A 7,188-nucleotide genomic window follows, 5' to 3' on the forward strand; every position below is an offset into this window, starting at 1 on the left:
CGTCTACTGTGGCGTAACCGTGGATGAGGATGTTCCGAAAGGCGACGATGCGAGGTGGCTCGGGTATGGCGGCGGCGATCTCGGGGGCGGCCTTGGACAGTTGGTTCAGCGCCTCTCCGATGATCTCGACCTGGCGCTCGACGGCCGCACGGAGCATTGCGTTCGACAAATAGTCCGCCAACGATTGTCCCCGCGCGAAACCGCGGGCAAGACCGGCCGCGTGCACCGCGTCCCACAGGTATTTTCGGGGGTCAGGCCGCATACAGGGACTGCCGGGTACGCATGACCTGGTCGCGGAAGTAGGGGTTGCGGATGTTCGCGACGCTGACGACGTCGACCGCGCGTCCCAGCAGTCGTTCCAGGCCTTCCTTCAGGTCGAAATAGCTGCCGAAATAGTCGAACCCCGCCTGCGCGTCATCGAATTCGACCAGTACGTCGACGTCGCTGGAGCCCACGTCGAACGAGCCACCGACGGCGGACCCGAACACGTCGAGACGTCGAACCCCGAGTCGCTGACACAGGGTCTCGATCTCCGAACGCTTCGTCTCGATGACCGGATGCACTGCCCACCTCCCGAATGAGATTCTGCCCCGCGAGCGCGGATGTCGACCGGGCGAACCGGTCACGGCCCGGGCGCACCGCTGTGGTCAAGGGAATTTTGCTCTGTTTATAACGAATAGTCCGATTTCTGGCAGGCCTGTCCGGCATCCGAGGCCGGCCTCTGAGCGCCGCCGTGAACATCGTGGGCGGAACGTGCCGGTTCAGTGGTCACCATCGAATCTGGTCCCGTGCCGACCTCCGGATGCTGGGGCCAGGGCGGGACGCCGGTCATCAGGGATTTCGCTGGATGGTGGTGGCGATCGTGCGGTGGCGGCGGAGGATGTCGTCGAGGCCGAGGTGGACGGGGGCGCCGTTCTCCACGACGGTCCTGCCTGCGACGACGGTGTGCCGGGCGGCTACCGGGCCGCAGCGCAGCCACGCCTCCACCGGGTCGGACAGGGCGCCGGCGAAGGCGATCCCGTCCAGTGGCCAGACGACCAGGTCACCGGCCGCGCCGACGGACAGCTCGCCGAGCTCGCCGGCCCGGCCGAGGCAGGCCGCGCCGCCGCGGGTGGCGATCTCCAACGCGTCCCGGGCGGACATCGCGGACGCCCCGCCGCGCAGCCGTCCGAGCAGCATCGCCGTACGCGCCTCCAGCCACAGCGAGGCGGCGTCCGCCGAGGACGAGCCGTCGCAGCCGAGGCCGACCGGCGCGCCGGCGGCCCGCAGCTGCGCGACCGGCGCCAGCCCGCCGCCGAGGATCATGTTGCTGCTCGGGCAGTGAGCGACCCCGGTGCCCCAGGCCCCGAGCCGGGCCACCTCGGCGGCGTTCGGGTGGATGCAGTGGGCGACCCAGGCGCGGTCACCGCCCCAGCCGAGGTCGCGGAAGTGCTCGACCGGGCGCCGGCCGTAGGTCGCCAGGCAGTAGTCGTCCTCCTGCGGGTCCTCGGCGAGATGGGTGTGCAGCCGCACGTCCAGCTTCTCGGCGAGCTCGGCGGTGGCCCGCATCAGCTCGGGGCTGACGGAGAACGGCGAGCAGGGCGCCAGCGCGATCCGCACCATCGCGCCGTGGGACGGGTCGTGGTGGGCGGCGACGAGGGCCGCCGAGTCCGCGAGGATGTCGTCGGGATCCTGCACGACGGAGTCCGGCGGCAGCCCGCCGTCCTTCACCGACAGTGACATCGATCCACGGGTGGGGTGGAAGCGCATCCCGAGCTCGCGGGCGGCGGCGATCTCGGCCGCGATCAGGTCCCCGGCGCCGCGCGGGTGGACGTACAGGTGGTCGGTGGTGGTGGTGCAGCCGCCCAGCGCGAGCTCGGTCAGGCCGACGTGGGCGGAGACGTACACCGCCTCCTCGTCCAGGCGGGCCCACAGCGGGTAGAGCGTGCGCAGCCAGGCGAACAGCGAACCGGACACCGCCGGCGCATACGACCGGGTGAGGTTCTGGAAGATGTGATGGTGGGTGTTCACCAGGCCGGGGGTGACCAGGCAGCTGGCCGCGTCCAGCGCGCGCCGGGCGGGCGGGGGCGGGTCGCCGGCCGCCCCGACCGCGCTGACCAGGCCGTCGGTCACCGCCACCCAGCCGCCGGGCAGCTCCCGGCGGCGGTCGTCCATGGTCGCCACCAGCTCGGCGCCGCGGACGAGCAGGTCGACCGGCCGCGGGCCGGGAGCCGGGATACGCGCGGTCATGGCATCGATTCTGCCGCGCCGGTGTCGCCCGACGGTTTCACCGCGGTGCCGTCCGACGGTTTCACCTTCGGCTCACCGAGGTGCCCCAGGGGTTGGTAACGCGGCTACCTGCCGGGCGGCGACGCACCCGCACACTCACCCTTGACGGCCCGGGCGACCGCCGGAGCGAAACCATAGCGCGCCTCGCGCAGGCTGCGATAGTTGCAGGCTGCGATAGTCGCAGGTATGGTGGAGTGGTCGATCTGCTGCCGAGGGTAGGATATTGGTGCGTTTCGTCAATCGAGTCAAGGAACTGTCCTTGCTGGACGAGTGGTTCGGGCGACCGGGACCTCAGCTTGGCGTGGTTTGGGGGCGTCGACGAGTCGGAAAGTCGCACCTGCTGGCGCATTGGGCAGCGGATAAGCGGGCTGTCTACCACGTCTCACGCAACCGAGCGCCCGACCAGGAGCTTGCCGCGCTCTCGGCGACCGCGGCTCCGGTGCTCGCGCTTGCCAATCGCGACCTGGTCAGCCGTCCGTTTCGGGACTGGGACGAGGCATTCGAGCTTTTCCGGCAAACTGCGTCAGAAGCGCCGCTGGTCGTGATCCTCGACGAGTTTCCCGAACTGGTCAGGAGCGATCCGCGTATCGAGAGCGCCCTGCGCGCGATCTGGGAGGGCATGGGCGACCATCCCGTCCGCCTGGTCCTGTGTGGCTCGGCGGTACGCATCATGGAAGCGTTGCAGGAGGAACGCGCCCCGCTCTACGGGCGGGCTACGCTTCGCCTGCAGGTTCGGCCGTTTCTGCCCAACGAAGCGGCGTTGATGCTGCCCGGTCTCGCACCCGCCGAGCGGGCCAGGGCATGGGGTGTCTGCGGTGGCATACCCTTTTACCTGGACCTGTGGGACCAGTTGTCGTCATTCCGGGACAATCTCGCGCGACTTGTCGCGAACGAGCATGGGCTTTTTCTCAACGAGGGCCAGTTGATCCTCGCCACCGAGGACTTCGCCGGCGGCCGCCGCGAACGTATCCCGGAGCAGGTGCTGCGGGCGATAGCCGCCGGGCGCACCCGGTTCGGCGAAATCAAGGACGCGTTGGGCATCGACCCAACCCGGGCGCTGGCCGCATTGGCGGACCTCGGCCTGGTCCAACGGGTGCTTCCGGTCGGGCGCAACGCGGACCCACGGCGGGCGTACTATCGGGTGGCGGACAACTTTCTGGCCTTCTGGCTGTCGATTGCGGAGCCTCGTCGAGCGGCCATCATCCAGGGTTTGGGCAACTCCGTGGCGGGCGTCATGGAAAGCGAGTTCGACAACTTCATGGGCGACCGGTGGGAGGACGCCGTACGCGCTCATCTCGTACGGACCATGGCGGATGATCTCCGGGTCGCGCCCGTGATCGAGGTCGGCCGGTTCTGGCACCAGTACGGAACCGACCCGGCAGAGATTGACGTCGCCATGCTCAGCGGGCCGACAGGACGGCTTGGCCTTGCCGCCGAGGTGAAGTGGGCCCGGCGCGAAGAAGGAAACCGTATCCTGCGCACATTGATGCGCAAGGCGCACGCCTCCAACCTGATCGGCCCGCATGACCCGGAGCCGCTGTACGTGATCGCCGCGCGCGAGGAGGTGACCGGACAGCTACCCGACGACGTGCTCCGCGTCACCACCGCCGACGTCTTCGCCTAAAGGTTGTTTCGTAACTCGCTTGGGTGTGATGCGACTGTCCGGTGGTGCTCGATCAGCCGGCCCGGCTGATGTTGTAAAGGTGGGCGATCCCGGCGGCGGTCACGGCAAGGGCGCGCGCCTGGCGGCGGTAGTCGCGCAGGATCTTCCAGGTCTTCAGCCCGGCGAGGGTGTGTTCGACGCGGGCCCGGACCGTGCGGTGCACCCGGTTCAGGTCCTGCTTCCACTCCGGTAGCGGCTGTCCGTCGACCGGTTTCCGATAAGGCATGATCACGTCTGGGTGGCCCTGGTAGCCGCCGTCGGCGAGCACGGGGCGCCCGGCGAGACGGTCTTTGATCCCGCTGGTCTGGTAGACGATCGTGTCGTTGCGGTTGCCGGCCCGCGGGTCGCCGAGGGCGAGAACGATATGGCTTATTTTTTGCGGCCTACACCGCCGTAGATCCAGACGTTGCGGTAGCCCCTGGGGCGTTTGCTGGCCGGTCGCCATGTCGGCACCTGGACGAGGCCCGGGCCCACCAGATCGCAGCCGGTGAAGAACGCGGCAATGGCGGGATGACCGCGCACGGCGAGGGGCGAGGTGGCGGTGTCGTAAACCTCGGTGGCCTGGGCCGCTGCCGCGGGTCGCAGGTCACCCGTGGCATGGGACAGCACCAGATAGCTGCCCGCCGGCAGCGCATCGAGTAGCGTCCGCACGATGCCGGTGGGGTTTTCCTCGTCGCGGATGAAGTGCACGACGGCCACGAGGAGCAGGGCCACGAGTTCGGTGAAATCGATCAGATGCCGGACGTGAGGGTGGCCCAGGATCTCGTGTGGCTTCCGCAGGTCCGCCAGCGCGGCCGTGGTCCGGCCGGTGCCGGTCAGCAGCGCGTTGGCGTGCGCGTGGACGACGGGTACCACCCCCGGGATACACATGCCCCGACCTACGCGTCCACTGGCCACCCCGGATGTTGTACATTTGTTGTACAGTGACCTCATGAGTGTCGGATTCCGCCCCACCGAAGAGGACCTCCGGATCGTTGAGGCCAACCGCCGTCAAGACGAAAAGACCAGCGACGTCATCCGGCGCGCCCTGCGACTGCTTGACCGGGAGGCGTGGGAGGTGCGTGCCCGCGAGGATATGTACCGGCTGCGGAACGAGGACCTGTCCGCCGAGCCCGATGCGTGGGAGTACGACACCAACGGCAACATCAGAATCACAGGTACGAACCTCGCGGTACCAGTCAGGTCGCAGGACCAACCGTGATTCGCGGGGCGGTGTACCCGGTGGACCTTGGCGACGCCAAGCGCGGGCATGAGCAGCGGGGTCGTCGGCTCGGCCTCGTCATGAGTATTGAGCAGAACGCGTGGTCCACGGTCACGATCGTTCCGACGTCGACCGGCGCGCAGGCGACCGCCTTCAGGCCGGAGGTGATCATTACGGGACGGTCGACCAGGATCCTGGTCGACCAGATCCGGACCATCGACAGCTCCTATGTCACGGGTGAACTCGTGGACTACCTCTCCCGCGACGACATGGCGCAGGTTGAGCACACCCTTTCGCGCTACCTCGGCCTGCTTCGCTGAGCGCATCGCCTGGCTCCCGTACATCGACCTCCCCTCGCGACCGGGCGAAGACCGAGATCCGACGCCGCCGACCCGACGGATCTGTCGCGTTGTTCTTACCGGCCCCCGGCCGAGCCGCGCGGCATGTGCAACCCGGGTACGGACCCCGGATGCAGCCCGATCATCAAAAAGATGCTGGTCAGAAGCCCGAGGGCTGTACGAGGACGATCGGTACCACCCCAGGGTTGCACACATCAAGCGACGGAAGACGGGGCTGACCGGCGTCTACCTGAATCCGGATGGTGCGACTCCGGTCGATGGTGGGGAGGAGGCACTACCGGGGCCGGGTGAGCTGATGTCCATTCTTGAAGTCGCAGGTATCCGTACTGGCGAAGCACCTCTCGTCATTGCTGGCGCTGGCGAGGGTGCGCCCGTCCGGCGCAAACGCCACCGAAATCACAGAGTTGGTGTGGCCGGTGAGGGGGGAGCCCAGCGGGCGGTTCTCTTCGGGGATGAGCTGGTGGTTCTCTTCGGGGATGAGGGTGAAGGCCAGAACAGTGCCGGTGATGACAAGCAGCACCGCGGCGGAGACGAGGGCCAGGCGGCGCTTCCGGCGGGTTCGCGGGCCACCAGGTTTCTCGCGGACGGCTGACGGGATTGCCGGTGTCGGGTCTGATGGCAGGGGGTCGGCTCGCTGGGTGGGCAGCTTGGTGAAGTTCGATGTCGCTAGTGGTACGGGTGGGCTCGTGTCAGGTGCTGGCAGGGTAGGGGCGAGTGGTTCACGGATATCCGTGGGTGCCCTCAGCGTGGCGGGAATCGTCGAGGCTGGCGTGGGGGTGGGCTGGTCGGTGGCGGCGCGGGCCAGATCGAGGGCGAAGGCGTGGGCTGAGGGGTGGCGGTCGGCGGGGTCCTTGGCCAGGGTGTGCATCACCACCGCGGCAACCGGCTCGGGCACTCCCGCGGGCGGCGGCGGCAGGACATTGAGGTGGTGGTGGATGAGCGCCGGGGCAGGCAGGGCCGGGTCGAACGGCGGGACGCCGGTCAGCAGCTCGTAGAGCATGACGCCGAGGGCGTAGAGGTCGGTGGCCGCGCTGAGCCTGCCACCGAGGATCTGTTCGGGAGCCATGTAGACAGGGGTGCCGATCACCGCGCTGGCGGTGGTCGCCGACCCTTCCGCGATTTTCGCGATGCCGAAGTCGGCGACCTTGGGCAGGACGGCGGCGTCGAACAGGATGTTGGCGGGCTTGATGTCGCGGTGCAGCACTCCCTGCCCGTGGGCATAGGACAACGCGGCGGCCACCGCCAGCCCCACCGCGCAGGCCGTCTCGCCTGCCAGGTCCCGGCGACGGCGGGTCAGGGGCCCTCCGGCCAGCAGTTCCATCACGATCAGGTGAAGGTCCTCGGCAGCGAGGGCGTCATAGACCCGGACGATATGCGGGTGATCCAACGAGGCCAGCAGGCGGGCCTCGTTCCAGCTGCGCTCGGTGGCCTCGTCCTGGTCGACCGGAAGAATCTTGACGGCGACATCGCGGCCCAGCCCGCGGTGCCGGCCGGCCAGCACCAGCCCGAACGCCCCTCGCCCCAACCGGGCACCAAGCTCGTAGCCCGGCAGCGCCGCCGCGATCCGCCTCCTTGCCTCGATCATGAGACGGTCAGGGCCCCACGTCGACGACAGGCAGCATGCGCCATCTCGAATCCCCCCAAACAGGCCACCATGCGATGCATGTGATCCTACCGGCGTTCGGCACAGCGACAAC

The 7,188-nt window shown here is 68.6% G+C and carries 8 protein-coding genes and 1 pseudogene; 3 read left to right on the plus strand and 6 right to left on the minus strand.

Features of this window, described 5'->3' with window-relative positions:
* From AC5LUJ_RS22190 to AC5LUJ_RS22200, 3 genes are all read right to left on the minus strand, one after another.
* A partial coding sequence (locus tag AC5LUJ_RS22190; protein ID WP_493465668.1) for a HepT-like ribonuclease domain-containing protein occupies window positions 1-181 on the minus strand: 181 nt, incomplete at its 3' end.
* Between the two features lie 70 nt (window positions 182-251).
* On the minus strand, window positions 252-563 hold the full coding sequence (locus AC5LUJ_RS22195) for a nucleotidyltransferase family protein (RefSeq protein ID WP_250282912.1): 312 nt from the start codon (window positions 561-563) through the stop codon (window positions 252-254).
* A 268-nt stretch (window positions 564-831) separates the two neighbouring features.
* On the minus strand, window positions 832-2,229 hold the full coding sequence (locus AC5LUJ_RS22200) for an 8-oxoguanine deaminase (RefSeq protein WP_250282913.1): 1,398 nt from the start codon (window positions 2,227-2,229) through the stop codon (window positions 832-834).
* A 265-nt stretch (window positions 2,230-2,494) separates the two neighbouring features.
* Here AC5LUJ_RS22200 and AC5LUJ_RS22205 point away from each other — a divergent pair, with 265 nt between their 5' ends.
* Window positions 2,495-3,892 (plus strand): ATP-binding protein, encoded by a 1,398-nt coding sequence (locus AC5LUJ_RS22205; RefSeq protein WP_250282916.1) that lies wholly within the window; start codon window positions 2,495-2,497, stop codon window positions 3,890-3,892.
* Window positions 3,893-3,944: 52 nt separating this feature from the next.
* On the opposite strand, the pseudogene AC5LUJ_RS22210 reads toward AC5LUJ_RS22205, so the two are convergent.
* Window positions 3,945-4,286 (minus strand): annotated as a pseudogene (locus AC5LUJ_RS22210) (transposase family protein); the annotation flags it as partial.
* Window positions 4,287-4,300: 14 nt separating this feature from the next.
* Entirely contained in the window at window positions 4,301-4,801 is a 501-nt protein-coding gene (locus tag AC5LUJ_RS22215; protein WP_493465669.1) for an SAM-dependent methyltransferase, read from the minus strand.
* Window positions 4,802-4,862: 61 nt separating this feature from the next.
* Here AC5LUJ_RS22215 and AC5LUJ_RS22220 point away from each other — a divergent pair, with 61 nt between their 5' ends.
* On the plus strand, window positions 4,863-5,132 hold the full coding sequence (locus AC5LUJ_RS22220; protein ID WP_250282920.1) for a hypothetical protein: 270 nt from the start codon (window positions 4,863-4,865) through the stop codon (window positions 5,130-5,132).
* Window positions 5,129-5,452, plus strand: coding sequence for a type II toxin-antitoxin system PemK/MazF family toxin (locus AC5LUJ_RS22225; RefSeq protein ID WP_250282922.1), 324 nt, complete (start codon window positions 5,129-5,131; stop codon window positions 5,450-5,452). Before AC5LUJ_RS22220 ends, AC5LUJ_RS22225 begins: the two co-directional genes overlap by 4 nt.
* 313 nt (window positions 5,453-5,765) lie before the next feature.
* Here the strand turns inward: AC5LUJ_RS22225 and AC5LUJ_RS22230 are convergent, their stop codons facing one another.
* Window positions 5,766-7,076 carry a serine/threonine-protein kinase gene (locus AC5LUJ_RS22230; protein ID WP_493465670.1) on the minus strand — a complete coding sequence of 437 codons (1,311 nt, stop codon included), beginning with the start codon at window positions 7,074-7,076 and terminating at the stop codon, window positions 5,766-5,768.
* Window positions 7,077-7,188: the final 112 nt, after the last annotated feature.

Source organism: Protofrankia sp. CiP1_Cm_nod3, assembly GCF_982290655.1.

Bases quoted from the DNA above. Each gene is read 5' to 3' on its own strand.
- AC5LUJ_RS22200 (WP_250282913.1), bottom strand. From the start codon at position 2,229: ATGACCGCGCGTATCCCGGCTCCCGGCCCGCGGCCGGTCGACCTGCTC.
- AC5LUJ_RS22230 (WP_493465670.1), bottom strand. From the start codon at position 7,076: ATGATCGAGGCAAGGAGGCGGATCGCGGCGGCGCTGCCGGGCTACGAG.
- AC5LUJ_RS22220 (WP_250282920.1), top strand. From the start codon at position 4,863: ATGAGTGTCGGATTCCGCCCCACCGAAGAGGACCTCCGGATCGTTGAG.
- AC5LUJ_RS22215 (WP_493465669.1), bottom strand. From the start codon at position 4,801: ATGTGTATCCCGGGGGTGGTACCCGTCGTCCACGCGCACGCCAACGCG.